The 26,861-nt window shown below is 65.6% G+C and carries 27 protein-coding genes; 9 read left to right on the top strand and 18 right to left on the bottom strand.

Annotated elements, in window-relative coordinates:
- Positions 1 to 72 precede the first annotated feature (72 nt).
- The gene (locus OOZ63_RS22660) at positions 73 to 1,983 is read right to left on the bottom strand and encodes a propionate--CoA ligase (protein WP_266007898.1); all 1,911 of its coding nucleotides are present in this window, start codon (positions 1,981 to 1,983) and stop codon (positions 73 to 75) included.
- A 240-nt stretch (positions 1,984 to 2,223) separates the two neighbouring features.
- Between OOZ63_RS22660 and OOZ63_RS22655 the strand changes: the two genes are divergently transcribed.
- Entirely contained in the window at positions 2,224 to 2,886 is a 663-nt protein-coding gene (locus OOZ63_RS22655; RefSeq protein WP_266007897.1) for a C40 family peptidase, read from the top strand.
- Between the two features lie 139 nt (positions 2,887 to 3,025).
- On the opposite strand, the gene OOZ63_RS22650 is transcribed toward OOZ63_RS22655, so the two are convergent.
- The 14 genes from OOZ63_RS22650 to OOZ63_RS22585 form a co-directional block, all read right to left on the bottom strand.
- A complete protein-coding gene (locus tag OOZ63_RS22650) occupies positions 3,026 to 4,201 on the bottom strand; it encodes an acyl-CoA dehydrogenase (protein ID WP_137942287.1) in 1,176 nt (391 codons plus the stop codon).
- A 40-nt stretch (positions 4,202 to 4,241) separates the two neighbouring features.
- The gene (locus OOZ63_RS22645) at positions 4,242 to 4,649 is read right to left on the bottom strand and encodes a RidA family protein (protein WP_266007896.1); all 408 of its coding nucleotides are present in this window, start codon (positions 4,647 to 4,649) and stop codon (positions 4,242 to 4,244) included.
- Positions 4,646 to 5,074, bottom strand: a complete 429-nt coding sequence (locus OOZ63_RS22640) for an acyl-CoA thioesterase (RefSeq protein ID WP_266007895.1) — start codon at positions 5,072 to 5,074, stop codon at positions 4,646 to 4,648. The genes OOZ63_RS22645 and OOZ63_RS22640 overlap by 4 nt, the downstream gene beginning before the upstream one ends.
- A gap of 4 nt (positions 5,075 to 5,078) precedes the next feature.
- Positions 5,079 to 5,792: an ABC transporter ATP-binding protein gene (locus tag OOZ63_RS22635; protein WP_416234773.1), complete on the bottom strand. Its 714-nt coding sequence runs from the start codon at positions 5,790 to 5,792 to the stop codon at positions 5,079 to 5,081.
- On the bottom strand, positions 5,789 to 6,553 hold the full coding sequence (locus OOZ63_RS22630) for an ABC transporter ATP-binding protein (RefSeq protein ID WP_266007894.1): 765 nt from the start codon (positions 6,551 to 6,553) through the stop codon (positions 5,789 to 5,791). Before OOZ63_RS22630 ends, OOZ63_RS22635 begins: the two co-directional genes overlap by 4 nt.
- Entirely contained in the window at positions 6,546 to 7,499 is a 954-nt protein-coding gene (locus OOZ63_RS22625) for a branched-chain amino acid ABC transporter permease (RefSeq protein ID WP_266007893.1), read from the bottom strand. Before OOZ63_RS22625 ends, OOZ63_RS22630 begins: the two co-directional genes overlap by 8 nt.
- An 8-nt stretch (positions 7,500 to 7,507) precedes the next feature.
- Positions 7,508 to 8,428 carry a branched-chain amino acid ABC transporter permease gene (locus tag OOZ63_RS22620; RefSeq protein WP_266007892.1) on the bottom strand — a complete coding sequence of 307 codons (921 nt, stop codon included), beginning with the start codon at positions 8,426 to 8,428 and terminating at the stop codon, positions 7,508 to 7,510.
- Positions 8,429 to 8,435: 7 nt separating this feature from the next.
- Positions 8,436 to 9,584: an ABC transporter substrate-binding protein gene (locus OOZ63_RS22615; protein ID WP_266007997.1), complete on the bottom strand. Its 1,149-nt coding sequence runs from the start codon at positions 9,582 to 9,584 to the stop codon at positions 8,436 to 8,438.
- A gap of 66 nt (positions 9,585 to 9,650) precedes the next feature.
- Positions 9,651 to 11,276, bottom strand: a complete 1,626-nt coding sequence (locus tag OOZ63_RS22610; RefSeq protein WP_266007891.1) for an AMP-binding protein — start codon at positions 11,274 to 11,276, stop codon at positions 9,651 to 9,653.
- Between the two features lie 12 nt (positions 11,277 to 11,288).
- Entirely contained in the window at positions 11,289 to 12,434 is a 1,146-nt protein-coding gene (locus tag OOZ63_RS22605; RefSeq protein ID WP_266007890.1) for an acyl-CoA dehydrogenase family protein, read from the bottom strand.
- A 1-nt stretch (position 12,435) separates the two neighbouring features.
- Positions 12,436 to 13,284 carry an enoyl-CoA hydratase family protein gene (locus OOZ63_RS22600; protein WP_266007889.1) on the bottom strand — a complete coding sequence of 283 codons (849 nt, stop codon included), beginning with the start codon at positions 13,282 to 13,284 and terminating at the stop codon, positions 12,436 to 12,438.
- Positions 13,281 to 13,778, bottom strand: a complete 498-nt coding sequence (locus OOZ63_RS22595; protein ID WP_266007888.1) for a MarR family winged helix-turn-helix transcriptional regulator — start codon at positions 13,776 to 13,778, stop codon at positions 13,281 to 13,283. Before OOZ63_RS22595 ends, OOZ63_RS22600 begins: the two co-directional genes overlap by 4 nt.
- Positions 13,778 to 14,533: an SDR family NAD(P)-dependent oxidoreductase gene (locus OOZ63_RS22590; RefSeq protein WP_266007887.1), complete on the bottom strand. Its 756-nt coding sequence runs from the start codon at positions 14,531 to 14,533 to the stop codon at positions 13,778 to 13,780. Before OOZ63_RS22590 ends, OOZ63_RS22595 begins: the two co-directional genes overlap by 1 nt.
- 1 nt (position 14,534) lies before the next feature.
- Positions 14,535 to 16,883, bottom strand: coding sequence for a bifunctional salicylyl-CoA 5-hydroxylase/oxidoreductase (locus tag OOZ63_RS22585; protein ID WP_266007886.1), 2,349 nt, complete (start codon positions 16,881 to 16,883; stop codon positions 14,535 to 14,537).
- Between the two features lie 203 nt (positions 16,884 to 17,086).
- Here OOZ63_RS22585 and kynB point away from each other — a divergent pair, with 203 nt between their 5' ends.
- The 8 genes from kynB (at position 17,087) to OOZ63_RS22545 (ending at position 24,327) form a co-directional block, all read left to right on the top strand.
- On the top strand, positions 17,087 to 17,713 hold the full coding sequence (gene kynB, locus OOZ63_RS22580) for an arylformamidase (RefSeq protein WP_266007885.1): 627 nt from the start codon (positions 17,087 to 17,089) through the stop codon (positions 17,711 to 17,713).
- Between the two features lie 14 nt (positions 17,714 to 17,727).
- A complete protein-coding gene (kynU, locus tag OOZ63_RS22575) occupies positions 17,728 to 19,041 on the top strand; it encodes a kynureninase (RefSeq protein ID WP_266007884.1) in 1,314 nt (437 codons plus the stop codon).
- Entirely contained in the window at positions 19,038 to 19,889 is an 852-nt protein-coding gene (gene kynA / locus OOZ63_RS22570) for a tryptophan 2,3-dioxygenase (RefSeq protein WP_266007883.1), read from the top strand. Before kynU ends, kynA begins: the two co-directional genes overlap by 4 nt.
- 52 nt (positions 19,890 to 19,941) lie before the next feature.
- The gene (locus tag OOZ63_RS22565) at positions 19,942 to 21,753 is read left to right on the top strand and encodes an aminopeptidase P family protein (protein WP_266007882.1); all 1,812 of its coding nucleotides are present in this window, start codon (positions 19,942 to 19,944) and stop codon (positions 21,751 to 21,753) included.
- A gap of 207 nt (positions 21,754 to 21,960) precedes the next feature.
- Positions 21,961 to 22,341 carry a hypothetical protein gene (locus OOZ63_RS22560; protein WP_266007881.1) on the top strand — a complete coding sequence of 127 codons (381 nt, stop codon included), beginning with the start codon at positions 21,961 to 21,963 and terminating at the stop codon, positions 22,339 to 22,341.
- Between the two features lie 242 nt (positions 22,342 to 22,583).
- Positions 22,584 to 23,285: a hypothetical protein gene (locus OOZ63_RS22555; RefSeq protein ID WP_266007880.1), complete on the top strand. Its 702-nt coding sequence runs from the start codon at positions 22,584 to 22,586 to the stop codon at positions 23,283 to 23,285.
- A gap of 121 nt (positions 23,286 to 23,406) precedes the next feature.
- On the top strand, positions 23,407 to 24,045 hold the full coding sequence (locus tag OOZ63_RS22550; RefSeq protein ID WP_266007879.1) for a L,D-transpeptidase: 639 nt from the start codon (positions 23,407 to 23,409) through the stop codon (positions 24,043 to 24,045).
- 48 nt (positions 24,046 to 24,093) lie between these two features.
- The gene (locus tag OOZ63_RS22545) at positions 24,094 to 24,327 is read left to right on the top strand and encodes a hypothetical protein (protein WP_266007878.1); all 234 of its coding nucleotides are present in this window, start codon (positions 24,094 to 24,096) and stop codon (positions 24,325 to 24,327) included.
- Positions 24,328 to 24,342: 15 nt separating this feature from the next.
- On the opposite strand, the gene OOZ63_RS22540 is transcribed toward OOZ63_RS22545, so the two are convergent.
- The 3 genes from OOZ63_RS22540 to OOZ63_RS22530 all read right to left on the bottom strand — a co-directional run bounded on the left by OOZ63_RS22540 (position 24,343) and on the right by OOZ63_RS22530 (position 26,610).
- A complete protein-coding gene (locus tag OOZ63_RS22540; protein ID WP_266007877.1) occupies positions 24,343 to 25,140 on the bottom strand; it encodes a LytR/AlgR family response regulator transcription factor in 798 nt (265 codons plus the stop codon).
- Positions 25,137 to 26,243, bottom strand: coding sequence for a sensor histidine kinase (locus OOZ63_RS22535; protein WP_266007876.1), 1,107 nt, complete (start codon positions 26,241 to 26,243; stop codon positions 25,137 to 25,139). The genes OOZ63_RS22540 and OOZ63_RS22535 overlap by 4 nt, the downstream gene beginning before the upstream one ends.
- Positions 26,244 to 26,349: 106 nt before the next feature.
- A complete protein-coding gene (locus OOZ63_RS22530; RefSeq protein ID WP_137942266.1) occupies positions 26,350 to 26,610 on the bottom strand; it encodes a hypothetical protein in 261 nt (86 codons plus the stop codon).
- Positions 26,611 to 26,861 lie beyond the last annotated feature (251 nt).

The raw sequence follows: 26,861 nt of genomic DNA, 5'->3' as shown, positions 1-26,861 counted from the left end.
ATTGTGCCGCCTCGGTCGCTAGGCGGGGCGGCGATGCGATGAAGCACGATGTCGGAGGGATCAGTGACCGATTCAGAACAGCTCGCGGATCTGCTGTAGCGCGGCGGGATCCTCGATCGTCGTCAGATCGCCCGGATCGCGACCCTCGCAGACCGCCTGAATCGCACGACGCAGTAGCTTGCCCGAGCGGGTCTTGGGCAGAGCCGTGACAAAGCGCACCCGCGCCGGCCGCGCCACTGAGCCGAGCTGCTCGTCCACCCGCTTCATGATCTCGCCCTCCTCGCGCAGCACCTCCACGGCCGCGTTCTTCAACACCACAAAGGCCATCGCGACCTGGCCTTTGAGCGCATCTGCCACGCCCACCACCGCAACCTCGGCCACATTGGCATGGCTGGCAATGCTCTCCTCGATCTCGCGCGTGCCCAGGCGATGGCCGGCCACGTTGATGACATCGTCGGTGCGGCCGAGAATGAAATAGTAGCCGTCGGCGTCACGCAGCGCCCAGTCGAATGTCGAGTAGACCTGCTGGCCGGGAATGCTGGACCAGTAAGTCCTCTGGTAGCGCGCATCGTCGCCCCAGATCGTCTGCAGGCAGCCGGGCGGCAGTGGATAGCCCAGGGCCAGCACGCCCTTCTGGTTTGGCGAGGTCAGCGGCTCGCCGCTGTGCTCGTCCAGCAGTTGGACATCGTAGCCATACATCGCCAGCCCCGGCGAGCCGAAGCGGGTCGGTGTGGCCTCGATGCCGTGCGCGACGGTCAGGATTGGCCAGCCGGTCTCGGTCTGCCAGTAGTTGTCGATCACCGGGCGGCCCAGCGACTCGGCAATCCAGCGCCCGGTCGGCTCGTCCAAAGGCTCGCCGGCCAAGAACAGCGCGCGCAGCGAGCTCAGGTCGTAACGGGACAAGTGGGCCGGGTCCTGCTTCTTCAGCACCCGCACGGCGGTCGGTGCACTGAACATCACCGAGACCTTGTACTTCTCGACCAGGCTCCACCATATGCCAGCATCGGGTCGGATCGGCAGGCCCTCGTACATGATCGTCGCCATGCCAGCCAGCAGCGGCCCGTAGATGATGTAACTGTGGCCCACCACCCAGCCGATATCGCTGGTCGAGAAGTAGGTCTCGCCCGGCTGGCCGCAGAAGATGTGCTTCATGCTGGCTGCCAGCGCCACCGCGTAGCCACCGGTGTCGCGCTGCACGCCCTTGGGCTTGCCTGTTGTGCCACTGGTGTAGAGCGTGTAGCTGGGGTGCTCGGCATCGAGCCAGACGCAGGGCACGCGGGCTTCGAGATGCTGCTGGCGCAGCGCCGCATAGTCCAGGTCACGGTCCGGCACCCGCTCCATCGCCGCCAGGCCCCGGTCAACCAGCAACACATGCTCGGGCTTGTGCGCCGCCAGCCGGATCGCCTCGTCCAGCAGCGGCTTGTAGGGCAGCAGTTTGCCGGCGCGGCTGCCGGCATCGGCACTGACGATCAGCTTCGGCGTCGCATCATCGATGCGGCTGGCCAGCGAGACACTGGCAAAACCGCCGAACACCACCGAGTGGATCGCGCCAATACGGGCGCAGGCCAGCATTGCGAATGCCGCCTCAGGAATCATCGGCATGTAGATCAGCACCCGGTCGCCCTGGCTCACGCCCTGGGCCAGCAGCATCGCCGCCATGCGCTCGACCTCGCGCTGCAGCGCCTCGAAGCTGTAGACCCTCTGCTCGTCCACCTCGGTCGAGACCCAGATCAGCGCATTGGCCTCAGGACGCGAGCGCGCATGGCGGTCCACCGCGTTGTGGCACAGATTGGTGCGGCCACCGACGAACCAGCGCGCGAACGGCGGTTTTCGCAGATCGCACACCTGATCAAACGGCCTGTGCCACTCGATCAGCGCTGCCTGCTCGGTCCAAAAGCCCTCGCGGTCATGCAAGGAACGGGCATGGAAATCGGCATAGCTGGGCGCGCGCATTGATGTCTCCTGTGTCTTATGCCCAGGCATTTCAGAAAACCGGACTGACGGCAGACTGACCCTGGCGCGAGACTTTGCTCACAAATGGAGCACAAGTTACCAATGCTTGCGCCAGCGCAAGCCCTTGCACAGGGGGATTGCCAGCAGAGCTGTGGTCCAATTCGGGTTAGTACCAACTTTGCCCTGATGCGCCCCCGGGCTTACCCGTGAGCGCCGCCCTTCTCGCTTGACACCTTTCACAGCCCCCCCATAAGCTGCGCGCCGACACCCATGTTCGACGCCAGCCGACTCCCCCCTCACAGCACCCGATGGCAGCGCCTATTGACGGCCTGCGGTCTGCTGCTTGCCGTCGCTGCGGCCCAGGGTCAGGCCTTGCCGCAAGCGCCGGCCCCGGCCGCCTCGCAGCCGGCCACCGCGGGCGCGGGCGATGCCGTCAGCCGCTTCCTGCAGGAGCGCGGCTTGCTAGGCCAGGTATCGGTCGAGAGCGGCGGCCTGCTGGACCAGGTGCGGGACAAGGCCTCGGACCTGGTGCTGGCCTCAATGAATTTTCTCGGCGTGCCCTACAAGCGTGGCGGCAACTCCGCCGAAAGCGGTTTTGACTGCAGCGGCTTCACCCGCCACATCTTCGAGATGAGCGTGGGCCTGGTGCTGCCGCGCCGGGCCGACGAGCAGGCCAAGCTCTCCAGCCTGGCTCCGGTCAAGAAGACCGAGCTCAAGCCCGGCGACCTGGTGTTCTTCAACACCATGCGCCGCACCTTCTCCCATGTCGGCATCTATGTCGGAGAGGGCAAGTTCATCCACGCGCCACGCACCGGCTCGAAGGTGCGCGTGGAGGACATGCGCGAGGCCTACTGGGCCAAGCGATTCACCGGTGCGCGGCGGGCGGACCTGAACGCGGCGGAGACCAGCAGCACTGCCGCAGCGATGAACTGAGTGAAGTGCAGGGCAGACCGCCCTGCATTTGGTTTGCGGAGTGACAGCTCAGCGAGTGGGTCTGCACCATTGTCTCTTGCCAGTCAGAACCCAGTCCTTTGCGCTGACAAGGCCCAGCCCCAAACAGCAAGTCTGCTCCTCAGAACGCCGCGATCCCCGTCATCGCCCGCCCGAGTATCAGCGCATGGATGTCATGCGTGCCCTCGTAGGTGTTGACCACTTCCAGATTGACCAGGTGGCGGGCGATGCCGAACTCGTCGGAGATGCCATTGCCGCCCAGCATGTCGCGGGCGACGCGGGCGATGTCCAGAGCTTTGCCGCAGCTGTTGCGCTTCATGATCGAGGTGATCTCGACCGCAGCGGTGCCCTCGTCCTTCATGCGCCCCAGGCGCAGGCAGCCCTGCAGGCCCAGCGTGATTTCGGTCTGCATATCGGCCAGCTTCTTTTGCACCAGCTGGTTGGCGGCCAGCGGCTTGCCGAACTGCTTGCGGTCCAGCACATACTGGCGCGCCTTCATCCAGCAGTCCTCGGCGGCACCGAGCGCGCCCCAGGCGATGCCGTAGCGGGCGCTGTTCAGGCAGGTGAACGGGCCCTTCAGGCCGCGCACCTCTGGGAAGGCGTTCTCTTCGGGGCAGAACACCTCGTCCATCACGATCTCGCCGGTGATCGAGGCGCGCAAGCCCACCTTGCCGTGGATGGCTGGCGCGCTCAGGCCCTTCCAGCCCTTTTCCAGCACAAAGCCGCGGATCTGGCCGCCATCATCCTTGGCCCAGACGACGAAGACGTCGGCGATCGGGCTGTTGGTGATCCACATCTTGGCGCCACTGAGCGAATAGCCGCCGTCGACCTTCTTGGCCCGCGTGATCATCGAGCCGGGGTCGGAGCCATGGTTCGGTTCGGTCAGGCCGAAGCAGCCTATCCACTCGCCACTGGCAAGCTTGGGCAGGTATTTCTGCTTGGTAGCCTCGGAGCCGAACTCATTGATTGGCACCATCACCAGCGAGCTCTGCACGCTCATCATCGAGCGGTAGCCGGAGTCGACACGCTCGACCTCGCGGGCCACCAGGCCGTAGCACACATAGTTCAGGCCGGCGCCGCCGTACTGCTCCGGAATGGTCGGGCCCAAGAGGCCCAGCTCGCCCATCTCGCGGAAAATGCCGGCATCGGTCTTCTCGTGGCGGAAAGCCTCCAGCACGCGCGGCGCCAGGCTGTCCTGGCAGTAGGCGCGGGCGGCGTCGCGCACCGCGCGCTCGTCATCCGTCAGTTGCTGCTCCAGCAAGAGCGGGTCGTCCCAGTGGAATTGGGCCTTGGCCATGGTCAGTCTCCTTTAGATACTACAAAAACTCTGGGCAATCCTAGCCCTGCACAGGCAACACCGCTGTCACCTCGATTTCAACCTTGGCACGATCTTCCATCAGACCCGCCACCTGCACCGCGCTCATCGCAATCTGATACTCCTGGCCCAGCACCTCGCGGTAGGCCTGGCCCACTTCGCGGCCGCGCGCCAGGTACTCGCGCTTGTCCAGCAGATACCAGGTCATCCGGGTGATGTGTTCGGGGCCGGCGCCGGCCTCGGCCAGCACGGCTTTGATATTCAGCAGAGTCTGGCGCACCTGGGCGATGAAGTCGTCGCTCTCGAACTGGCATTGGCCGTTCCAGCCGATCTGGCCGGCGACGAAGATCTGCCGGCCCGTCACCGCCACACCATTGGCATAACCGCGTGGCGCGGCCCAGTCGGTGGGCTGAAGCACTTGTTTCGTCATGTCTTGTCTCCTGCGGCTCGCTCCAGGGCGGCGCGCAAATCATCGGGAAAAGGGGTGGACTGGTGCGTGTCCAGCGAGGTGCAGACCAGCACCTGCTCGAAGGCAACGCGCTGGCCATCGGGCCCATCGAAGGAAATGGCCAGGCTCAGCGAGCTGCGGCCCAGCTTGCGGATCTCGATGCGCTGCGTCAGCACATCGCCCATGCGGCTGATGCGCTTGAAATCGCTGCTCAGATGCACGCTGGGCATGCCGACGCGGCGCGGCCCCAGCAGCTGGGCGTAGTCCACGCCCAGGCCCTGGGTAAACCAGTCCTCGACCAGCGCATTGAGCATCTCGAAATAGCGCGGATAGAACACGATGCCGGCCGGGTCGCAATGGCCAAAGCGCACCAGTTCCTGCCGCTCGAACACACAGGCGTTTGTCATTCGCTCAGACCCCCAGATAACGCTGCCACAGGCCGTGGTCGGCATCCAGTGCGGCCGAATCGCCGGCCCAGACCACACGGCCGCGCTCCAGGATGCTGTGCCGGTCGGCCAGACGGATCAGGCGCCGCACATACTTGTCCACCACCAGAATCGTCTGCCCGGCCTCGCGCAGCCGGTCCAGGCAGCGCCAGATCTCTTCGCGTATCAGCGGGGCCAGACCCTCGGTGGCCTCGTCCAGGATCATCAGCTTGGGGTTGGTCACCAGCGCCCGGCCGATGGCCAGCATCTGCTGCTCGCCGCCGGAGAGCTGGTTGCCCATATTCGAGGCCCGCTCACGCAGGCGCGGGAACAGCTCGAACACCCGCTCGACATCCCAGGGCTGGCTCGCGCCGCTGCGGTTCCCGGCAAAGGCCTGCAGATGCTCGCGCACGGACAGGTTCGGGAAGATCTGCCGGCCCTCTGGCACGATGGCCAAGCCCAGGCGCGCGATGCGGTCGGCGCTCCACCCGGTGACGTCCTGGCCGGCAAAGCGGATACGGCCCTGGCTCGGGGCCATCCAACCGGTCAGACAACGCAGCGTCGTGCTCTTGCCCATGCCATTGCGGCCCAGCAGGGTCACGACCTCGCCGGCCCTGATCTGCAGATCCAGGCCGAACAGCACCTGGCTGCTGCCATAGCAGGCCTCCAGCCCGCTGATCTCGAGAATGGCTTCGCTCACAGCGCCGCCTCCATCTCATCGCCCAGATAGGCCTTCTTGACCTCGGGATGCTCGCGGATCTCGGCCGGCGTGCCACTGGCGATGACACGGCCGAACACCAGGGTCGAGATGCGGTCGGCCAGCCGGAACACCGCGTCCATATCGTGCTCCACCAAAAGCAAGGTCAGGTCTTGCGCTCGCAAGGATTGCAACAGCTCCACCATACGCTCGGACTCGTCCGGCCCCATACCCGCCATCGGCTCGTCCAGCAGCAGCAGACGCGGTTGCGCGGCCAGGGCCAGGCCGACCTCGAGCTGGCGCTGCTCGCCATGGCCCAGACTGCCGGCCGGGCGGTCACCATGCCGAGCCAAACCGATACGCTCCAACAGCACAGAAGCCTCGGCGTAGGCGGCTTCGTCGTTAACCGCCGCGCGCCACCAGCTCGGCTGGCCCGGCCGGCGCGCCTGTACTGCAAGCGCCAGGTTGTCCAGCACCGAAAAGCGCTTGAAGATGCTGGTGATCTGGTAGGAGCGCACTAGGCCGGCGCGCACTCTGGCGGGCATGTCGACAGGAGTCAGGTCTTGCCCGGCGAAGTGGATCAGGCCGGCATCCGAGGCCATCGCCCCGGAGATCTGGTGAATCAAGGTGGTCTTGCCTGCGCCGTTCGGGCCGATCAGCGCATGGACCTCGCCGGCGCACACCTCGAAGGAGGCATGGTCGGTAGCGGCCAGCGCGCCGAAGCGCTTGACCAGAGAGTCGACTTTCAGAAGCGGCTCAGTCACGGGCGGCCTTTCTCTTGATCATCCCCACCAAGCCCTGGGGCGCGAACAGCACCACGCCCAGCAGCACCACGCCCAGCGCCATCTGCCAGTGCAGGGTGTAGCCGGCCAACACTTCCTCCAGCAGCAGGAAGGCCGCCGCGCCCAGCGCCCCGCCCCATAGCGAACCGGCACCGCCAAGAATCACCATAATCATCAGCTGGCCCGATTGCGACCAGTGCATGGTGTGCGGCGTCACCAGGCCGTTCAGATTGGCCAGCAGCGCTCCGGCCAACCCGGCGATTGCGCCGGCCAGCACAAAAGCCTGCCACTGCACCGCAAACACACGGGCTCCAACCGCGCCCATGCGGGTCTCGTTTTCCTTGAGGCCCTGCAGCAGCCAGCCGAAGGGCGAGTTGACCAGGCGCTGCAGCAGGCCCATCACCGCGACAAACAGCGTCAGCACGACCCAGAAGAAGATCGCGTCGTCCTTCAGATCGACACCCAGGGCCGAGCGCGCGGGCAGCGGCAAGCCGTCCTCGCCGCCATAGGCCTTCAGCGAGATCACCAGGTAATAAAACATCTGGGCGAAAGCCAAGGTGATCATGATGAAGTAGACGCCCCGGGTGCGAAGGCTGATCGCTCCGATCAGCGCAGCGGCAAGACCCGCAACCAGCATCGCCGCCGGCCAGGCGACCCAGGCCGAGGCAACACCGGCGTCCATCAGGATGCCTACCGTGTAGGCACCCAGGCCGACAAAAGCCGCATGGCCGAAGCTGACCATCCCGCCAAAACCGAGGATCAGGTTCAGGCTGGACGCAGCGATCGCAAAGATCAGCAGCCGGCTGGCCACGCCGATGTAGAACTCCAGGCCGAAGGCCGTCAGCAGCGGCGGCAGCGCCGCCAGCAGCGCGAGCAAGGGCCAGGTCCACAGACCCAGGCCGCGATGATGGAGTTGACTTGTACGCATATTCATCATCATCCTCGGGCCGGGAACAGACCCTGCGGCTTCCAGAACAGCACCGCCGCCATCAAGACATAGATCAGGATCGACGCCAGCGCCGGGCCCAGGTTAGAGGCCACCTCGGCAGACGCAAGCTGGCGCAGCAGCGCGGGCAACAAGGTACGGCTGCAGGTGTCGACCAGGCCCACCAGCAAGGCGCCAACCAGCGCCCCGCGGATCGAGCCGATACCGCCGATCACGATCACGACAAAGGCCAGGATCAGGATGCTCTCGCCCATGCCCACCTGCACGGCCAGGATGGGGCCCAGCAGCGAGCCGGCCAGCGCGCACAGGGCCGCACCGAAGCCGAACACCGCTGTGAACAGCCAGCGGATATTGACCCCCATCGCAGTGGCCATCGCCCGGTTCGAGGCCCCGGCCCGCACCCACATGCCGATGCGGGTGCGCGTGACCAGCAGATAGAGCAGCACCGCCACCGCCAGCCCGACACCGATGATCAACAGCCGGTAGGCCGGATACATCAGCCCGGGCAGCAGCTCGACCGGGCCTGACAGCGCGGCCGGAGTGTTCAGCATCACCGGCTGTGCACCCCAGATCATGCGCACGCCCTCGTTGCAGATCAGGATCAGTGCAAAGGTCGCCAGCACCTGGCTCAGGTGATCGCGCGCATAGAGCCGGCGCAGCAGGCTCACCTCCAGCAGCATGCCGAAGGCCGCCGTGCCGAGAAGCGCCGCGCCGACACCGAGGCCGAACGATCCGCTGGCCTCGGTGACGGCCGCCATCAGATAGGCGCCGACCATGTAAAGCGAACCATGGGCCAGGTTGATCATGTCCATGATGCCGAACACGAGGGTCAGCCCGGCGGCAAGCAGGAACAGCATCAGCCCGAACTGCAGGCCGTTCAAGGCCTGCTCGACAACGAGGATCCAGTCCATCCGGGGCTTACTTCATCTTGCAGCTGCCTGCGTAGGCATCCGCATGGTTGCTGAAGATCTTGCCGAGTGTCTTGTTGGTCACACGGCCCTGCGTGTCCTTGGTGATCACGCGCAGGTAGTAATCCTGCACCGGGTACTGGTTGTTGTTGTATTTGAAGGGCCCGCGCACCGAGTCGAACTTCGCCGCTTTCAGCGCCTTCAGCACGGCCGGCTTGTCCTCGACCTTGCCCTTGACATCGCGCACCGCTGCGGCAATCGACAGCGCAGCGTCATAGCCCTGGCTGGCATAGAGCGAGGGCATGCGGCCATAGTCCTTCAGGAAGTCCGCGACGAACTTTTTGTTGGCCGGGTTGTCCATGTCATGCGCCCAGTGCGAGCTGTTGAACATGCCCAGCATCGGCTCGCCGACGGCCTTGATCACGTCCTCGTCGGCCGAGAAACCGGGACCGAACAGAGTCACGTCCTTGGACAGACCGGCGCCGACGAACTGCTTGATGAAGTTGATGCCCATGCCGCCCGGCAGGAAGATGTACATCGCATCGGGCTTGGCGGCGCGGGCCTGGGCCAACTCGGCCGAGTAGTCCAACTGGCCGAGCTTGGTGTAAATCTCGTCGGCTATCGCGCCCTTGTAAAAGCGCTTGAAGCCGGTGATCGCATCCTTGCCCGCAGGGTAATTTGGCGCCAGCACGACGACCTTCTTGAAGCCCTTGTCCATCACGGTCTTGCCGACCGCCTCGTGCAGATTGTCGTTCTGCCAGGCGACGTTGAAGAAGTACGGGTTGCACTGCTCGCCTGCGTACTGCGAGGGCCCGGCATTGGCGCTGATGTAGGGCGTCTTGCTGTCGAACACGCTGGGGCCGACCGCCAGCATGATGTTGGAGAACACGATACCGGTCATGAAGTCGACCTTGTCTCGCTTGAGCAGGCGCTCCGAGGTCTGCTTGGCCACATCGGGGTTCTGCTGGTCGTCAGCCGTGATCACTTCGACCGGCAGACCCCCGAACTTCCCACCAGCGTGCTTGACGGCCAGATTGAAGCCGTCGCGAATATCCACGCCCAGGCCAGCTCCGGGTCCGGACAGCGTGGACAAGAGACCGATCTTGACCTTGTCGGCCGCCCAGGCGCTGCCGCCGGTTGCTGTCAGTCCCAACATCATCGCGGCATACAGAACAGCAAGGTTTTTCTTCTTCATACCAATCTCCGTAGGGGTGGGGTGGATGGTTCAGCCTTCTTGGCGCAGACGGAATCGTTGCAGCTTGCCGGTCTCGGTGCGCGGCAGGCTGGCGCGGAACTCTATCGCACGGGGGTACTTGTACGGGGCAATGCTCGCCTTGACGTAGTCCTGCAGTTCGCGCACCAGGGTCGGGTCTTGCCCCAGCTGCTCTTGAACGCCTGGACGCAGCACGACAAAAGCCTTGACGATCTGGCCGCGCTCCGCGTCGGGCACGCCGACCACGCCGCACTCAGCCACCTTGGGGTGGGCCAGCAAGGCGCTCTCGACCTCGGGACCTGCGATGTTGTAGCCGCCGGAGACGATCATGTCGTCGGTGCGGGACTGGTAGACGAAGAAGCCCTCATCGTCGATCAGGTAGGCGTCGCCGGTCAGATTCCAGCCCTTCTTCACATACTTGCCCTGGCGTGCGTCGGCAAGGTAGCGGCAGCCGGTCGGTCCCTGGACAGCCAGCTTACCGATCTGACCCGCAGGCAAGACCTGGCCCTCATCGTCCATCACGCAGGCGCGGTAGCCGGGCACCGGCGTGCCGGTGGCGCCAGGCTTGGCCTGCGCCTCGGTGTGCGAGATGAAGATGTGCAGCAGCTCGGTGGCGCCGATGCCGTCGATCATCTCGATGCCGGAGGCGTCCTTCCACAGCTGCCGGGTTGCGGCGGGAAGCGTCTCGCCGGCGCTGACGCATTTGCGCAGGCTGGAGATGTCATGCACGCCCACTTGGGCAGCCATGGCGCGGTAGGAGGTCGGCGCAGTGAAGCACACGGTGGCGCGATACTGGGCGATGGCCGGCAGCAAGGCGTCGGGCCCGGCTTTCTCAAGCAACACGGTCGAGGCGCCGACGCTCATCGGGAACAGCACAAGGCCGCCTAAGCCGAAGGTGAAGGCCAGCGGCGGGCTGCCGATGAAGATGTCCGACGCCACGGGCCGCAGCACATGGGGCGGCCAGCAGCGGCAGATTGCCATCACATCGCGATGGAAGTGCATCGTGCCCTTGGGCTCGCCGGTCGTGCCCGAAGTGAAGGCGATGATGCAGCAGTCGTCGGCGGCAGTCTCGACGTTGGCGAACGCTGCAGGCTTGCCGGCGGCGCGCGCCTCGATGCCGTCCGGCGCCTCACTGAAGTAGTAAGCGATCGATGTGAGCGTCGGGCATTGCGCCTGGGCCAGCGTCAGTTCCTCGGCCAGGCGTGCATCACACAGCGCATGGCTGACCTGGGCCTTCTGCACCACCTGGCACAACTCTTTGGCACGCAGCAGCGGCATGGTCGCAACTGCAATGGCGCCGACCTTCATGATCGCAAACCAGCAGGCCGCCATCTGCGGCGTGTTCGCGCCGCGCATCAGGACGCGGTTACCCGGCACGACGCCCAGGTCCTCGACCAGCACACGTGCGATGCGGTTCGCCTGTGCCTGCAGCTGAGCATAGGTCCAGCGCACACCGACCCCCTGCATGCACAGGCGCTCGCCCTGCCCCTGCTCGACCCAGCGGTCCAGCAACTCCTGCGCGCAGTTCAGCCGCTCGGGAAATTGCAGCTCGGGCAGATCGAACACCAGCTCCGGCCACTGGTCCTTGGGCGGGAGGTTTTCGCGTGCAAAGGTATCCAGGTGGGCGGTGTAGCTCATGTCGTCTTCTCTTCAACCGTTCTTCAGTAGGTCTCGACCGATGATCAACTGCTGGACTTCGCTGGCCCCCTCGTAGATCCGCAGTGCGCGGATCTCGCGGTACAGCGACTCGACGATCTCGCCGCGCCTCACGCCACGGCCGCCGTGCAGTTGCACGGCCGCGTCGATCACTTGCTGCGCGCCCTCCGTGGCCATCAGCTTGGCCATTGCCGCTTCGCGAGTGATGTTGAGGCCTTGATCGCGCTGCCAGGCGGCGCGGTAGACCAAGAGGGCCGAGCTGTCCACCGTGCAGGCCATGTCGGCCAGCTTGGCCTGCGTCAAGGGCAGATCAGCAAGAGTCGCGCCAAACATCGGCCGCTCGTGCGCCTGGCGCAAACCTTCTTGCAAGGCACGCCGCGCGAAACCCAACGCTGCGGCGGCCACCGAAGTCCGAAATACGTCGAGGGTACGCATCGCCACCTTGAAGCCCTCCCCCGGAGTTCCGATCATTTGGCTCTTGGGCACGCGGCAGTTCGTGAACTTCAGGCGCGCCAGCGGGTGCGGGGCGATCACCTCGATGCGCTCGGCGATCTCGAATCCAGGCAGCCCGGCGTCGACGATGAAGGCGGATATTCCCCTCGACCCCGGTGCTTCGCCAGTACGTGCAAACAGCACATAGAAATCCGCGATGCCCCCGTTGGAAATCCAGGTCTTCTCGCCGTTCAACACATAGCTGTCGCCATCCTCCGTGGCGCTGCACTGCATCGCCGCGACGTCTGAGCCAGCCTCGGGCTCGGACAGTGCAAACGCCGCCAGTGCTTCGCCGCGTGCCACGCGCGGCAAGTAGCGCTCGCGTTGTGCTGGCGTGCCCATCAGAGAGATCGCACCCGAGCCCAGGCCCTGCATTGCGAAGGCGAAATCAGCCAGGCCGTTGTAGCGCGCCAGCGTCTCGCGCAGCAAACAGATCGCGCGGGTGTCGATGGCCTCGCCTTCGCCCGCCACCGCGTGGTTCAGCCAGCCGGCGGCGCCCAGGGCCTTGACCAGTTGCCTGCATTGGGCGTCGACATCGTCCTCACCGTGTGCATGATCCAGGTGCGTGGCGCACCAGGCATCCAGCTCGCGTGCCAGCGCACGGTGCTCGTCGCCGAAGAAGGGCCAGGCCAGGTGTTTCAGATGCATCTCAGTTACCCTCGAAGACGGGTCGCTGCTTAGCGACAAAGGCGTGATACGCACGATGAAAATCCTGAGTCATCATGCAGATCGCCTGGGCCTGCGCCTCAGATTCGATCGCCTCGTCGACGCCCATGGCCCATTCCTGATGCAGCATCTTCTTGGTCATCGCATGGCCGAAGCCCGGACCCTCGACGATCTGCGCGGCCCAGGCCAGCGCGGCTGCTTCCAGCGCCTCGGGCTCGGCCAGCCGGTTCATAAAGCCCCAGCTCAGGCCCTCCTCGCCGCCCAGGCTGCGGCCCGAATAGAGCAGGTCCGAAGCGCGGCCCTGGCCGACGATGCGCGGCAAGATGGAGCAGGCGCCCATATCGCAGCCCGCCAGACCGACGCGGGTGAACAAAAAGGCGGTCTTGCTGCGCGCGGTGCCGACGCGCAGGTCTGAGGCCATCGCGATGATGGCGCCAGCGCCTGCGCAAACGCCGTCGATGGCGGAGATCACTGGCTGCGGGCAGGCGCGCATCGCCTTGACCAGGTCGCCCGTCATGCGCGTGAAGGCCAGCAGATCCGGCATGCTCATCTTCGTCAGCGGGCCGATGATCTCGTGCACATCGCCGCCGGAGCAAAAGTTGCCACCGGCGCCCTGCACGACGATCACGCCAACCTCGTCCACATAGCTCAGCGTGCGGAACAGATCGCGCAGCTCGGCATAGGACTCGAAGGTCAGCGGATTCTTGCGCTCAGGCCGGTTCAGCGTGATCACGCCAACGGCGCCCTCCTGGCGCCAACCGAAGTGCTGTGGCGCGAAGCCTGCCAGGCTGCGGCGATTGCCCTCTATCAGATGTTTGTCCATATCGCTCATTTCCTCGTTGTCTCAGCCAGATGGGTCTTCAGCCCCGCCAGCAGCCCGTAGACCTGGGCCTTCTCCTCGGCACTCCAGCCGCTGAGCAGCTCGACGATCCAGCTCTCGTGCGTCGCGGCCATGCGCTTGAACTGGCGCTTGCCGGCCGGCGTCAGCTTGACGGTGTAGGAGCGGCGGTCGGTCGCATGGGGCTCGCGCTGCACCAGGCCCTCAGCCTCCAGCTGGTCGGTGATACCGGTGACATTGCCGCCGGTGACCATCAGGCGCTGCGACAGCTCACGCATCGCCAGGCCCTGCGGGTGCCGCTCCAACTGGGCCAGCAGATCGAAGCGCGGCAAAGTGGTGGCGAAGTCATGGCGCAGGCGCTGGCGGATCTGGTCCTCGATGCGTGTCGTACAAGCCAGCAGGCGCAGCCACAGCTTCAGCGCCTGGTGGTCGTGGTCATTGACGCGGGACTCGATGTCCGGGCCAAACTGTTGCTCGGAATCCAACATCACATCAGCTCCCCACCGCAGACCGCAATCGCCTGGCCGGTGATCGCGCTGCTGTCACGCCGAGCCAGCCACAGCACGCTGGCGGCTACTTCCTTGGGCTGAATCAGACGGCCCTGCGGGTTGCTGGCGGCCAACTCGGCGCGCGCGGCCTCGGCGCTGCGGCCCGTCTTTTCACTGATCGTCGCCACCGCCTGCGCGACGATATCGGTCTCGGTATAGCCGGGGCAGACGGCGTTGACCGTCACACCCTTGCGGGCGAGTTCCAGCGCCATCGACCTGGTCAGCCCGACGACGCCATGCTTGGCTGCGCAATAGGCCGCCACATAAGCGTAGCCCTTCAGCGCGGCGGTGCTGGCCACATTGATGATGCGCCCAAAGCCACGCTCGCTCATGCCCACCATCACCTCTCGCGAGCACAAAAAGGTGCCGGTCAGGTTGACATTGAGCATCTGCTGCCACAACGCCAGGCTGGTGCGATGCAACGGCGCGGTCTCGACCTGGCCGGCGTTGTTGACCAGGATGTCGACCGGACCAACCGCGGCAAAGGCTGCTTTCACGCTGGCCTCGTCGCCAACGTCGATGGTCTGCACCGCGACATCGCCACCGAGCAGCACTCGCTGCGCCTGCAGCTTTTCGATTTGGCGGCCCATCAACGTGACGCGTGCGCCGCCCGCCAGCAGGCAAGCCCCCACCGCCGCGCCGATGCCGCTGCCGCCGCCGGTCACTACCGCATGCAGGCCTTGGAGATCAGTCACATCAGACTCCCAGCGCCTTGTTAGCCTGCTCCAGCGCGGACATGCCCGGGCCGGCCGCAGCCTGAGAGCGTTGCCGCTCGAACTCGCGCTCCAGCTGTACCTTGCCGGCCTGGTATTGCTGCGGCCAGTCCACGCCCTGCCCGCCCAGGTATCCGATGCGCGCGGCCTCGGTCAGCGTCCAGGCCGGGTTGGCCAGATGCGGGCGAGCGATCGCGCACAGATCGGCACGGCCAGCCGCGATGATGCTGTTGACATGATCGGCCTCGGAGATCGCGCCGACCGCGATCGTCGCGATGCCGACGCGGTTGCGGATACTCTCCGAGAACGGCGTCTGCCACATGCGGCCATAAGTGGGCCTTTCCTTCTTGCTGACCTGCCCAGAAGACACGTCGATCAGGTCGGCGCCGGCCGCCTTGAAGGCCCCGGCGATCTGCACCGCGTCTTCCGGGGTGATGCCACCCTGGACCCAGTCATGTGCCGAGATCCGCACCGACATTGGTCTGTCTTGCGGCCAGATCGTGCGCATCGCGGCGAACACTTCCAGCGGATAGCGCAAGCGATTTTCCAGCGTGCCGCCGTACTCGTCGCTGCGCTGGTTGGTCAGCGGCGAGATGAAGCTGGACAGCAGGTAGCCGTGGGCGCAATGCAGCTCCAGCCAGTCGAATCCGGCCGCCAGCGCGCGCTTCGTCGCGGCAGCGAACTCTTCCCGCACCCGGTCCATATCGGCGCGCGTCATCGCCCGCGAGACCTGACTGACGCCGTCCAGATACTGCTGGGGCGAGGCGGAGATCAGCGGCCAGTTGCCACTCTCCAGCGGCTGGTCAATGCCCGCCCAGGCCACCCGGGTCGAGCCCTTGGCGCCGGCATGGCCGATCTGGATCGCAATCTTGGCCGTGCTGTGGGCATGGACGAAGTCAACGATGCGCTTCCACGCGGCGCCCTGATCGTCGGTGTAGAGGCCCGGGCAGCCCGGAGTGATGCGCCCGTCGGCCGAAGGGCAGGTCATTTCCGCAAACACCAAGCCGGCACCGCCCATCGCGCGCGCGCCCAGATGGGTCAGGTGGTAGTCGCCGGGCAGGCCGTCGACGCAGGAGTACTGCGCCATCGGCGAGACAACAACGCGGTTCTTCAAGCTCAGGCCTTTCAGTGTGAACGGCGTGAACATCGGCGGCACGGCCTTGTCGATGCCGCTGCGCTGTCCCAGCCAGTGCTCGAAGCGCTCGACATAGCCGGCATCTCGCAGGCGCAGGTTCTCGTGGGAGATTCGCTGCGAACGGGTCAGCAGCGAATAGGCGAACTGTTCGGGCTCAAGATTGGCGTGGCGGGCTACGTTCTCGAACCACTCGGTCGAGTTGCGCGCGGCGTTCTGGATGCGCAGCACCTCGATGCTGCGGGTGGCTTCATAGTGCTGCAGCGCGGCTGTCAGGTCGCCACCATGGGCACCAATATCACGAGCCAGGCCGATCGCATCTTCGAGCGCCAGCTTGGTGCCCGAGCCGATCGAGAAATGCGCGGTGTGGGCCGCATCGCCCATCAGCACCACCGGCGCACGGCCGTTGTGATGCACCCAGCGCTTGCAGACCACACGCGGAAAGCGTATCCACTGCGCCGAGCCGCGAAGATGCGAGGCGTTGGAGATCAGCTTGTGGCCGTCCAGCACCTTAGCGAACAGCTTCTCACAGAAGGCAATGCCCTCCTCCTTGCTCATCGCCTCCAGGCCGGCAGCCTGCCAGACGGACTCGGGCGCCTCGACGATGAAGGTCGAGTGCGTCTCATCGAACCGGTAGGCATGGGCCTGGAACCAGCCCCATTCGGTCTGCTGGAAGTCGAAGGTGAAGGCGTTGAATAGCTTGGTCGTACCAAGCCACACAAAGCGGCACTGGCGCAGATCGATATCGGGCTGGTAGGTGGTGGCGTACTTCGTGCGCACCCGGCTGTTCAGACCGTCGGCCGCGATGATCAGGTCGGCGTCGATATCGGCATCGTCCTGCACATCGCTCTGGTAGCGAATCTCCACCCCCAGCTCGGTACAACGGTCCTGCAGGATGTTCAGCAGCTTCATGCGGCCGATGCCGCAAAAGCCGTGGCCGCCCGAGACCTGGGTGCTGCCCTTGATGTGGACGGCAATATCGTCCCAGTGATTGAAGGCGTCGAGGATCTGCCCGGCCGTCTTCGGATCGGCTTCGCGTAGCGCCGCCAGGGTCTGGTCAGAGAACACGACCCCCCAGCCAAAAGTATCGCCGGCGCGGTTGCGCTCCAGTACGGTGACCTCGTTGGCCGGGTTCTGCTGCTTCATCAGCAGGGCGAAATACAGACCGGCGGGACCGCCGCCTATGCAGGTGATGCGCATTCCTGGATCTCCAGAGTTGGGCTCACTTTAGGCATCGATAGTTTAGGTGTCAATTACTTTCAGCCTGTGCCAAACTCGGGACTTACCCGCGATCAACAGGTCGAACGGCGCTTTCAAGTCCTGTTGGAATTAACCGACACCACGGCCTGGGCTGCCTTGTTAAGGTGCCGCCGCTGTTGAGTTATGAGATTGAAGGAGTCCCCATGAAACGACGCCTCTGGGATATCTCTCCCGTGGTGGCCAGCGACTCGCCCATCTTCCCGGGCGATGAGCCCTACGCGCTGCGCTGGACTGCGCGGCTATCGCCGCAATGCCCGGTCAATCTGAGCGCGATCACGATGTCGCCGCATGTCGGCGCGCATGCCGATGCGCCGCTGCACTACGCGGATGGTGTGGCAAGCGCGGCCGAAGTCGATCTGGATGCCTATCTGGGCCCGTGCCGCGTGATCCATGCCATCGGCTGCGGGCCGCTGATCCGCATCGCCCATCTGCAACACGCAGCGACGGACCTACCGCCGCGCGTGCTGGTGCGTTGCTGCGAAAAGGCAGGCACGACCTGGAATCCGGACTTCACGGCTTACGACCCCGAGACCGTCGAATGGCTGGCAGCCCAAGGCGTGCGCCTGATCGGCCTGGACACGCCCTCGGTCGATCCAGCCAGCAGCAAGAGTCTGGACAGCCACCAACAGCTGCTGCGCCTCGATCTGCGCGTGCTGGAGAACCTGGTTCTCGATGAGGTGGCCGAGGGCGACTATGAACTGATTGCGCTGCCGCTGAAGCTTGCCGGCGCCTGTGCATCCCCCGTGCGCGCCGTCTTGCGCGCACTTTGAATCTGGAGTTGACGATGAAGACAAGAGAAGAAGCCCTGGCGCGCGATGTCGCCGATCCGCTGCGTGGACTGAAACAACAGTTCGACCTGCCCGCCGGAGTGATCTACCTCGACGGCAATTCACTGGGCGTGCTGCCGAAGGCCACCGCCGCTCGCGTGCAGGAAGTGATCGCCCAGGAGTGGGGGCAGGACCTGATCAAGAGCTGGAATACCGCCGACTGGATGCATCTGCCCGAGCGGGTAGGTGACAAGATTGCCCGACTGGTGGGCGCCGCGCCGGGCGAGCTGATCGTCGCGGACTCGACCTCGCTGAACCTCTACAAAGTACTCGCCGCCGCGATCCGTATCGGGCAGGCTGATTCCCCGCAGCGCAAGCTCATCGTCTCCGAGCGCAGCAATTTCCCGACCGATCTCTACATCGCCGAGAGCCTCTGTGCCCAGCACGGCCTAACACTGAAACTGGTGGACGGCGTGGACGAGATTCCGAGCACCTTGAACGCCGATCTTGCGGTGCTGATGCTCACCGAGGTCAACTACCGCACCGGTTACCGCCACGACATGGCAGCGCTGACCGCCGCCGCGCAGGCTGCCGGTGCGCTGACTGTCTGGGACTTGGCCCATTCGGCCGGCTCGGTGCCGGTCGACCTGAACGGTGCCAATGCCGACTTCGCGATCGGCTGCGGCTACAAGTATCTGAACGGCGGCCCCGGCGCGCCGGCTTTTGTCTGGGTGCATCCGCGCCACACCGATCGCTTCTGGCAACCGCTGTCGGGCTGGATGGGCCATGCCGCGCCCTTCCAGTTCACCCCCGGCTACCAGCCCGCCCCCGGCGTGCGCCGCTATGTCTGCGGCACGCCATCGGTGATCGCGACATCGGCGCTGGAATGCGGCGTCGACACGGTGCTGGCGGCCGAGCCCTTGGGCGGCATGGCGGCGCTGCGCGAGAAATCGCTGGCGCTGACCGAGGCCTTCGCGGCCCTGGCCGAGCAGCGCTGCGGCGCCAAATCCGACAAAGACTTGGGCGTCTACGTTGTCTCGCCGCGCGAGGCCGCACGGCGCGGCAGCCAGGTCTGCCTGGCGCTCAAGGCACCACTGGAGCAGGCCGGTTACGCTGTGATCCAGGCTCTGATTGCGCGCGGCGTGATCGGCGACTTCCGCGCCGGCGATCCGGCCCGGCTGGACCAGGTGCCGCACATCCTGCGCTTCGGCTTCACGCCTCTATACATCGGCTTCGCCGAGGTCTGGGACGCCATCGAGCAGTTGCGCCAGGTGCTGGCCAGCGGCGAGTGGCGCGAAGCACGTTTCAACGCCAAGGCTGCAGTGACATGAATTGCCCTCTCCATCACACCGAAATCGTCGTTCGTGAAGAAGGCGCTCAGCTCGACTTCTCCAAGGACATGAGCTACGGCGACTATCTGCACCTGGACCAGGTGCTCTCTGCCCAGCACCCGCTCTCGCCCGACCACAATGAGATGCTCTTCATCGTTCAGCACCAGACCTCGGAGCTGTGGATGAAGCTGATGCTGCACGAGCTACATGGCGCAGTCCGCCATGTAGCGGCAGACCAGCTGCCTGAGGCCTTCAAGATGCTGGCCCGGGTCTCGCGCATCATGGAACAGCTGGTGCATGCGTGGGACGTCTTGGGCACGATGACACCGCCCGAGTACAGTGCAATCCGCCCCTATCTGTCCAACAGCAGCGGATTCCAGAGTGCGCAGTATCGGCAGATCGAGTTCATGCTGGGCAACAAAAACGCGGCCATGCTCAAGCCCCATGCGCACCGGCCCGATCTGCTGGCCGGCGTGCAGCAGGCCTACGAGACGCCCTCGCTTTATGACGAAGTGCTGCGCCTGATGGCCCGGCGCGGCATCGCCGTACCTGCCAGCCACACCGCGCGCGACTGGACTCTGCCCTATGCGGCCGACGAAGGCGTACAGACCGCCTGGCTGCAGGTCTACCGTGAGCCCAAGGCCTTCTGGGACCTCTACCAGATGGGCGAGGAGCTGGTCGATCTGGAAGATGCCTTCCGGCTCTGGCGATTCCGCCATGTGACGACGGTGGAGCGGGTGATCGGCTTCAAGCGCGGCACCGGCGGCACCGGCGGCGTCAGCTATCTGCGCAAGATGCTGGACGTGGTGCTGTTCCCGGAACTGTGGACCCTGCGCACCGAGCTCTAGAATCGCGGTTCAGCCCACAACGGCGCTCATGAGGCGCCATGCCGGAGACATCATGGACACCCGCAGCTCCCCCATCACCTTGCGCATCGAGCGAGTGCGCGACGCCCTGCGTGCCAGCGCCACCCATGCCGCCCTCGTGCCCTCGGCCGACCCCCATCTGTCCGAATACCTCCCCGAGCGCTGGCAGGGCCGGCAGTGGCTGTCGGGCTTCAGCGGCTCGATGGGCACCCTGGTCGTGACACTGGAGCGCGCTGCGGTGTTCGCCGACAGCCGCTACTGGTCGCAGGCTGAGCGGGAGCTGGCCGGCACCGGGGTCGAGCTGGTCAAGATACCCACCGGTGCAGCCACCCACTACATCGAGTGGATTGCCGAGCAACTGCAGCCGGGCCAGGCCCTGGCGGTGGACGGCCAGGTGCTGGGCCTGGCGCTGGCCCAGCAGCTGCGCGCCGCGATGCTGCGCGCCGGCATCAAGCTACGCACAGAGGTCGATGTGGTCGAGTCTGCCTGGGAGGGCCGCGCCGGCCTGCCCACTGCAGCCATCTATGAACACCTGGCGCCGCACGCGGCCGTCAGTCGCGCCGACAAGCTGGCCGAGGTGCGCGCCGGCATGGCGGCCAAGGGCGCCAGCCACCACCTCATCTCCACTGTCGACGATATCGCCTGGCTGCTGAACCTGCGAGGCGCCGACGTCGACTACAACCCGGTCTTCCTGGCCCATCTGCTGCTCGATGCCCATAGCGCCACGCTGTTCGTCGGTACCGGCAAGCTGCCGGCCGAGTTGCAGGCCCGCCTGGCGGCCGATGGCGTGATTGTGGCCGAGTATGCCCAAGCGCCGCAGGCCCTGGCCGCCCTGCCCGCCCAGGCCGTGCTGCTGCTGGACCCCAAGCGCGTGACGCTGGGCCTGCGCGAGGCAGCCCCGGACGACGTGCGCGTGGTCGAGTCCATCAACCCCAGCACCCTGGCCAAGAGCCGCAAAACCGCCGCCGAGGCCGCTTTCGTGCGCGAGGCGATGGCACAGGACGGCGCCGCGATGTGCGAGTTCTATGCCTGGTTCGAGGCGGCGCAGGCGCGCGGCGAGCGCATCACTGAGATCACAATCGACGAGAAGCTGACGGCCGAGCGCGTCAAGCGCCCCGGATTTGTGGGCCTGAGTTTCCCGACCATTGCCGGTTTCAACAGCAATGGCGCAATGCCGCACTACCGTGCCACGCCCGAGTCCCATGCCGAGATCCAGGGCAACGGCCTGCTGCTGATCGACTCCGGCGCCCAGTACCTGGGCGGTACGACCGACATCACCAGGGTCTGGCCGATCGGCCAGCTCAACGCCGCGCACAAGCGCGACTACACGCTGGTGCTCAAGGGCATGATCAATCTCAGCCGTGCGGTGTTCCCGCGCGGCACCCTGAGCCCGATGCTGGATGCGCTGGCGCGCGTGCCGATGTGGGAGCACGGCCTGGACTTCGGCCACGGCACCGGCCATGGCGTCGGCTATTTCATGAATGTGCATGAGGGTCCGCAGAGCATCTCCAAGGCCATCCCCGACGCGACCATGGCCATGGAGCCCGGCATGATCACCTCCAATGAGCCCGGCGTGTACCGACCCGGCCAGTGGGGCGTGCGCATCGAGAACCTAATCCTCAACGTCCCACACGACACGCCCGAGCAAGGCCAGTTCGGCGACATGCTGCGCTTCGAGACGCTGACGCTGTGCCCGATCGACACGCGTTGCATCGACCTGTCCCTGATGCGCAGCGACGAGATCGACTGGCTCAACCGCTATCACGCCGAAGTCCGCCAGCGCTTGACCCCGCTGCTCGGCGGTGAGGCGCTGGCCTGGCTGCAGCATCGCACCCAGCCAATCTGAGAACCGGCAACACCATCAGCAAGGGGCCACACGGCCCCTTTTTTCTTGCAAGCGCCAGTCCACGGTAGCAATTGCTGACAGCCACCGTCCTACAGGTGCATGCGCCACCTTCCGATTCTTCTGCTGAGGTCAGAAGCCTAGATTTGAGTCAGGCCCCACGGCCTTCTGTTGACGAAGCCCTCAGAACCTCAATCAAGGAGAAATGACATGAAAATCTCGCAAACCCTGACGACGATTTCTGCTGCAGCTGCTCTGGTCGGCGCCATCGGTCTGGCCTATGCGCAGACCTCGGAACAAACCCCTGCCAGCACCGACAGCCAGAGCATGACGCCCGCCCCGGCCGAGCAGCAAGCCCGGTCGACCGATATGAACCAAGCGGCGCCAGCTAACCAATCGACCAACCAGTCGACCCAGCCTGGGACCAACCAGTCGACCCAGCCGGACACCAATACCACCATGCAGCCCTCGACCCAGACCCCGCCGGTGAACAGCAGCACGTCGGCAACGACAGGCACTGCCCCGGCCGACAGCAACAACAATGACAACGCGGCGCTGACCGAGCGTGCCCCGCGCGCTGATCGCAACTGAGCCCTGTCTTCATGATCTTCAACCGCCCGCTCTGAGGAGCGCCGGTTGAACAAGGTCCCCAAGCTTCCCGGATCCGAATCCGCTGCGCTTCGGGACCTTGCTTCATGGAACATCACACCACCACGTTCAGCCCCCCGCTCATCGTGTACAGATCCTACTGCCCACCGCCCCGCTTTGAGCTGCCGTCTCGCGCCGAACTTTTCGGCGGACTTCGACAGGGCCTGCTGCTCGGCACTGCGGTCTTGGCCTTGATCTTGCCGCCGGACGGCTCCGGGCTCAGAAAGAACAACGCCTTCGTCGCCAGCCCACTGGCTGCGCCCCTGCAGACCAGCGCCTACAGCTCCCGCCTGGCTGACTTTCGGGCCCAGCCTGCCTCCGAACCCGCCCGCCGGGTCGCCAATTGGGCCGTCGCCTCGGGTGACCACCGCGCGATGCCCTTCGTCATCCTGGATAAGCTCGAAGCCCGCGTCTTCGTGTTCGACGCCCTGGGCCGTCTGCTCGGCGCCAGTCCGGTGCTGCTGGGCGCAGCGGTCGGTGACGACACCGTGGCCGGCATCGGCGCCCGCCCGATTGCTGAGATACGGCCCGAGGAGCGCACCACCCCGGCCGGGCGCTATATCGCTGAGCCCGGGCGCAACTCGATGGGCGAGGATGTCATCTGGGTAGACTATGACGCGGCCGTGTCCATGCATCGGGTGCGCGCGCTTGAGCCCAGCGAGCGCCGGCTGGAGCGGCTGGCATCGCCCAGCCCGGCAGACAACCGCATTTCCTACGGCTGCATCAATGTGCCGCAGCGCTTTTACGAAGCCGTGCTGCGCAAAACCTTCCAAGGCCGGCGTGGCGTCGTGTATGTGCTGCCCGAGGTCAAGCCGCTCGAAGCGGTGTTCAACAAGCTTCCCAGCCAGCGTTTCCCGGCCACGTCCGTCCTCCTGAGCCAGAAATAAGGGGCCTTGGCCTTTTTGATTCTGACTTGATCAGCTCGTCGCCTGCGTAATATTGCCACGACCGAAGCCGGGCCGAGCCCGGCTTTTTGATGCGTCAACGCAGCAGACGACGGGGGCGGAGATGGGATTCAGGGCCCGGATTGGCACTTTTTTTATCGGCATCGTCCTCGCTGGCGCCTGTCACTGCGGCGCTGACTTCTCCGGGGAGTCCATCTCGCCGGCGGTCCGCAGCCAGGTCAACTGGGTGCTGAGCCAGCACGACCACCAGGGCCGGCCTTTCGCCATCGTCGACAAGCAAGACGCCAGGCTGTATCTGTTCGCAGGCAGCGGTCAATTGCTGGGCGCCGCAGCGGCGCTGTTGGGTTCGGCGCCGGGTGACCATGCGGTGCCTGGCGTGGGCCAGCGCGCACCGTCCGAGATCCTCCCATTCGAGCGCACCACACCGGCTGGCCGTTTTACGTCCGAGCCGGGCCGCAATCTGCAGGGCGAGGCGGTGGTCTGGTTTGACTATGAGGCCGGTCTGGCAATCCATCGCCTGCGCCCTGCTGCGGCGAGCGAGCGTCGCCCGCAGCGGCTGCAATCAGACACGCCCAAAGACAACCGGATCTCGCTGGGCTGCGTGGTGGTCGCAGTGGACTTCTACGAGACCGTGGTGGACCCAGTTCTGGGCCGGCAGCGCGGAATCGTCTATGTGCTGCCTGAGAAACGAATCGCACTGCTGGCCGGCGGCGCGCTGGAAGCAGCAGGCCGGGCCAACTAGACTTGAAAAGGCCGATCGATCACGATGAAGCCCCAGCAGGAGACCATCATGGACAGCAAGCACTGGCTCGGCAGCCTTCAGTCCCTCCGGCAGCATGGTTCGATGCGTTTTTTGCACCGCTTCTCCGACAGCGCATTGCACACGGCGCTGATGCTGGCCGTGCTGCTGCTGACAGTGCTGGCCCTGTTCCAGGCCGCCAGCCTCGGCGTCGCAGTCTGGCAGCTCGAACCGGTCGTCGTTCAGGGCCAGTCGCAGGCCCAGCAGCCCGCCGTCAAGCGCTGAGCCGGGCGGCCCGCCCTACATCTGCCGGAACAGGTGCAGATAGCTGCGACTGACCGGCAGTACCTCGGCGCGGCCGCGAAGATGTAGATCGGCTGTTTCGTTTGGACCGCGCGTCACATGGCTGATCGCGCGCAAACTCACCACTACCGAGCGGTGCACCTGCACAAACACCTGTGGGTCCAGTTGCTCGATCAGTTCGCGGATCGGTGTGCGTATCAGCGCTTCGCCCTCGTTCCATACCACCAAGGTGTACTTCTCATCGGAGCGCATGAAGATGATGTGCTCGACCGGGATCAGTTTCAGGCTGGCCCCAACCGAGGCCCGCAGCCATTGCAGATAAGCCGGCGCCGGTGCAGCCGCCGTCACCGGCGTGCGCAGCCGCTCCGTCAGTTGCGCAATCGCGGCCTCCAATGCCGCGTCAACGCCGGGGGCCGGCGCCGAGCCGCGCAGCCGCTCCTGCAGCCGACCGACCGTATCGGCCAGACGGGCCGATTCGACAGGCTTGACAAGATAGTCCAGCGCTCCCTGCTCGAAGGCCTGGACCGCATACTGCTCGTAGGCGGTCACAAAGACCAGATGGGCCCGCCGCGCCATTACCCGGGCCGCCTCGACCCCGTTCAGGCCCGGCATATGCACATCCAGGAACACGATATCGGGCTGCAAGCGCTCGAACAGCGCCACCGCCTCGCGCCCATTACGCGCCTGTCCCAGCACCTGCAAATCGGGCCAGGCCTGGGCCAGGCCTCGCGCCAGGCTGTCTCGCAGCAGCGGTTCATCGTCGGCGATCAGGGCGGTCGGTGCACTCAGGGTCATGGCTTGAATTGGATCTCGGCCCGCAGGCCCCGGGGCAGATTCTCGGTCAGATCGAGACGGGCCGAGACTCCGTACACCACCTGCAGGCGCTCACGCAGATTGCGCAGGCCGGTCCCCGCCCCCATCGGATGAAGCAGGCCAACGCCGGAGTCGCTAACCCACAGGGACACCGGCCCCTCGGGATCAAGCCGGTGGCCCGAGACTTCGATGCTGCCCCCCTCCTCGCTCGGGTCGATGCCGTGCCGCACAGCGTTCTCCACCAGGGTCAACAAGGCCATCGGCGGAAAGCGAAGGCCCAGCAGCTCGGCCGGCACCTGGATACGGTAGTTGAGCCGATCCGGCATGCGCAGATGCATCAACTCCAGATAGGCTCGGACCAAGGCCAGCTCGTCGCCCAAGCTTGCCGCCTCGTCATGCAGGCGCGGCATCGCGGCGCGCAGATAGGCGATCAGGCTGCCCAGCACCGGCGCGGCCTGGGCCGAGCCGGTCTCGACCAGAGCCCGCACGTTGGCCAGCGTGTTGAACAGAAAGTGCGGCTCAACCTGGGCTTGCAACAGGCGCAGTCGGGCGTCCAGCGCCCGCCGCTCAAGCTCGCTGCGTTCCAGCTCGAAGCGCAGGGCCTGGCTGCGCGCCTCGGCGTCGCGCTGCCGGTACAACGCCCCCATGGCCAGCAGCGGCCCGATCAGCAGGCCCGAGCCAGCTATCCAGAGAAAGCCCAGCAGCCGCCCTTCGCTGCGCAGCAAGCTGCCAATGTCGCCCCCCACCGCCACCAAATAGACCACCAAGGTGGCCACAGGCACGCTGAAGCCAACGACCAGCACCTGAAACAGCCACCGCGCCAGCCATGTTGGTAGACGTCTCGGCCATTGCCCCGCCGCCGAAAATGCCAGCAAGGCCAGCAAGGCCACGAACAGCGTGCGCCCCAGCAGCACCGGCAAGGGTGTGATGAATAGCGGCGTCAGTAGCAAGGCGGCAATGACGCCCATGCAAGAAGCCAGACCCAGACGCCATGGCGTCAGGTAGGCCACGAAGCCCAGCCAGGCCTGGCGCTGGCTGGGAAGGGTCGACCGGGCGGCTGACTCAGGAAGGTGTGCCTCATACATGCCCACACGATAGCGGGCACCGGGTGCGGGACCAAGCGCGCCCGAGGATCGGCGCGACGAAGCACGGAATGACGGTGCTTAGCGACGGATTTGCCGCCAGCCCGGATCAGGCCCGCGCGGCCGACAGCGAGCCACCGCCGCACATCACGACATCGCGCCCGGCATTGACAGCAAAGCGCAGCGCGTCGGACGGCGAGGCCCAGCCATAGCCGCCGGCCAGGTTCTCATCGCGAAAGGCTTCCTGACGCGGCGCCTGGCCACGCACCCGCATCACCACCACGGCGGCGACATAGCCAAAGGTGCGGGGCCGCTCGATCGCGCCGGCATAGATGCGGAAATCTCCCGCGTCAACTTCCTCAAAGTGCATGTGCTGCTCCTTTGCGGCGCCCACCGCCGCTGTGTGGGCGTGACTATCGGTCGGATGACCCAGCACGCCAATACGACTGAAGGGGGCCCTCGAAAGGGGGAGACGCAGCGGCAACAAGGACCACATCGGGATAGGGGGGAGTCATTATCGACTCCACCCCTCCCACACCACCGGGCATGCGGGTCCGCACCGGGCGGTTCGAGAGCTTGAGGTCATGAGAGGCGAGGTAATCCGAGGCGGTCGAACCAAGC

Origin of the sequence: Paucibacter sp. PLA-PC-4 (assembly GCF_026241155.1) — a bacterium.
Classification (GTDB): domain Bacteria; phylum Pseudomonadota; class Gammaproteobacteria; order Burkholderiales; family Burkholderiaceae_C; genus Roseateles_E.
This window is presented reverse-complemented; position numbering and strand designations above follow the sequence as displayed.

Coding starts and splice junctions, on each gene's coding strand:
- OOZ63_RS22660 (WP_266007898.1), bottom strand. CDS start 1,983: ATGCCTGGGCATAAGACACAGGAGACATCAATGCGCGCGCCCAGCTAT.
- OOZ63_RS22655 (WP_266007897.1), top strand. CDS start 2,224: ATGTTCGACGCCAGCCGACTCCCCCCTCACAGCACCCGATGGCAGCGC.
- OOZ63_RS22650 (WP_137942287.1), bottom strand. CDS start 4,201: ATGGCCAAGGCCCAATTCCACTGGGACGACCCGCTCTTGCTGGAGCAG.
- OOZ63_RS22645 (WP_266007896.1), bottom strand. CDS start 4,649: ATGACGAAACAAGTGCTTCAGCCCACCGACTGGGCCGCGCCACGCGGT.
- OOZ63_RS22640 (WP_266007895.1), bottom strand. CDS start 5,074: ATGACAAACGCCTGTGTGTTCGAGCGGCAGGAACTGGTGCGCTTTGGC.
- OOZ63_RS22625 (WP_266007893.1), bottom strand. CDS start 7,499: ATGCGTACAAGTCAACTCCATCATCGCGGCCTGGGTCTGTGGACCTGG.
- OOZ63_RS22620 (WP_266007892.1), bottom strand. CDS start 8,428: ATGGACTGGATCCTCGTTGTCGAGCAGGCCTTGAACGGCCTGCAGTTC.
- OOZ63_RS22615 (WP_266007997.1), bottom strand. CDS start 9,584: ATGATGTTGGGACTGACAGCAACCGGCGGCAGCGCCTGGGCGGCCGAC.
- OOZ63_RS22610 (WP_266007891.1), bottom strand. CDS start 11,276: ATGAGCTACACCGCCCACCTGGATACCTTTGCACGCGAAAACCTCCCG.
- OOZ63_RS22605 (WP_266007890.1), bottom strand. CDS start 12,434: ATGCATCTGAAACACCTGGCCTGGCCCTTCTTCGGCGACGAGCACCGT.
- OOZ63_RS22600 (WP_266007889.1), bottom strand. CDS start 13,284: ATGAGCGATATGGACAAACATCTGATAGAGGGCAATCGCCGCAGCCTG.
- OOZ63_RS22595 (WP_266007888.1), bottom strand. CDS start 13,778: ATGTTGGATTCCGAGCAACAGTTTGGCCCGGACATCGAGTCCCGCGTC.
- OOZ63_RS22585 (WP_266007886.1), bottom strand. CDS start 16,883: ATGCGCATCACCTGCATAGGCGGCGGTCCCGCCGGTCTGTATTTCGCC.
- kynB (WP_266007885.1), top strand. CDS start 17,087: ATGAAACGACGCCTCTGGGATATCTCTCCCGTGGTGGCCAGCGACTCG.
- kynU (WP_266007884.1), top strand. CDS start 17,728: ATGAAGACAAGAGAAGAAGCCCTGGCGCGCGATGTCGCCGATCCGCTG.
- kynA (WP_266007883.1), top strand. CDS start 19,038: ATGAATTGCCCTCTCCATCACACCGAAATCGTCGTTCGTGAAGAAGGC.
- OOZ63_RS22565 (WP_266007882.1), top strand. CDS start 19,942: ATGGACACCCGCAGCTCCCCCATCACCTTGCGCATCGAGCGAGTGCGC.
- OOZ63_RS22560 (WP_266007881.1), top strand. CDS start 21,961: ATGAAAATCTCGCAAACCCTGACGACGATTTCTGCTGCAGCTGCTCTG.
- OOZ63_RS22550 (WP_266007879.1), top strand. CDS start 23,407: ATGGGATTCAGGGCCCGGATTGGCACTTTTTTTATCGGCATCGTCCTC.
- OOZ63_RS22545 (WP_266007878.1), top strand. CDS start 24,094: ATGGACAGCAAGCACTGGCTCGGCAGCCTTCAGTCCCTCCGGCAGCAT.
- OOZ63_RS22540 (WP_266007877.1), bottom strand. CDS start 25,140: ATGACCCTGAGTGCACCGACCGCCCTGATCGCCGACGATGAACCGCTG.
- OOZ63_RS22535 (WP_266007876.1), bottom strand. CDS start 26,243: ATGTATGAGGCACACCTTCCTGAGTCAGCCGCCCGGTCGACCCTTCCC.
- OOZ63_RS22530 (WP_137942266.1), bottom strand. CDS start 26,610: ATGCACTTTGAGGAAGTTGACGCGGGAGATTTCCGCATCTATGCCGGC.